The organism is Coprobacillus sp. AF33-1AC (genome assembly GCF_003475785.1).
In the GTDB taxonomy this organism is placed as follows: Bacteria; Bacillota_I; Bacilli_A; order Erysipelotrichales; family Coprobacillaceae; genus Faecalibacillus.
The window spans coordinates 1-926 of sequence record NZ_QRQB01000057.1 but is presented as its reverse complement, the minus strand read 5'-3'; the positions used below and the strand labels follow the sequence as shown (position 1 = coordinate 926).

At 32.9% G+C, this 926-nt stretch carries 1 pseudogene; it reads left to right on the top strand.

Annotation, left to right across the window (positions count from 1 at the left end):
• Nucleotides 1-340: 340 nt before the first annotated feature.
• Nucleotides 341-926, top strand: a pseudogene (locus DWZ53_RS11080) (ISL3 family transposase); the annotation flags it as partial.

The following is a 926-nucleotide window of genomic DNA, read 5'->3' as shown; positions in this document are numbered from 1 at the left end:
ATCGTGCGTTCTCATAAAAAGTGTCCAAAAAAGTGTTGACAATCCAATATGATTCCTTTTTCTACTTTTACATTCTCTCAAATCATCGACTGTCTTGATGATCCTGATTTCCCTGTGGATAACTTTCACAGATCTTTTCTGATCAACAAATATTATAACGTTGAACAAAATTACCGTTCATACTGTCAAATAAACCGAAGAAATCATATGCTTATTTTTCTTCCAACATAACTTTTATCTTTTTTTCTGTTCTTTTCATTATCATTTAAGTAAAGATAAACAGAAGGAGATGATTTTGAAATGAATTTGAACAAATTTTTATATAGCGCTGGTGATTTCTATGAAACCTGATACCAATACTATGTCCACTGATCACAACAGTGATGTATTAAAAATATTTGGTATTGATAGTAACATCATTGAACATTACGATATCTTCCATAGAAAAGATGGTGTCCATATTATCTTGAAACTTATAAACAGAGAACAGCGTTGCCCTGTTTGCCAGACCAGAACAACTAAAGTTGTCAATTACATAGATAAGAAAATAAAACATTCTGTTGTTTCCACTTCCTCTTGTTTCATTGATTATCATGCCCGACGTTACAGATGTCCTGCATGCAACAAGACTTTTTATGAATCCAATCCTTTTACTTTTGGAACGGAAAGGATCTCGTCAGCTACCGTTTATAGTGTTCTGCAGGATCTTAAAAAGCCATTTGAAACATTTAAAAGTGTTGGTGAAAGATATCATATATCCACCAATACAGTCATCAACATATTTGACAGATATATCAGTACACCAAGGCTTCCCATGCCATCTGTACTTTCAATAGATGAAGTATATGTTCCAACCGATGACAGAAACAAATATCTCTGCTGGATAGGTTACACTTTATTGGACAATTCTAAAGAGAACTGTTTAT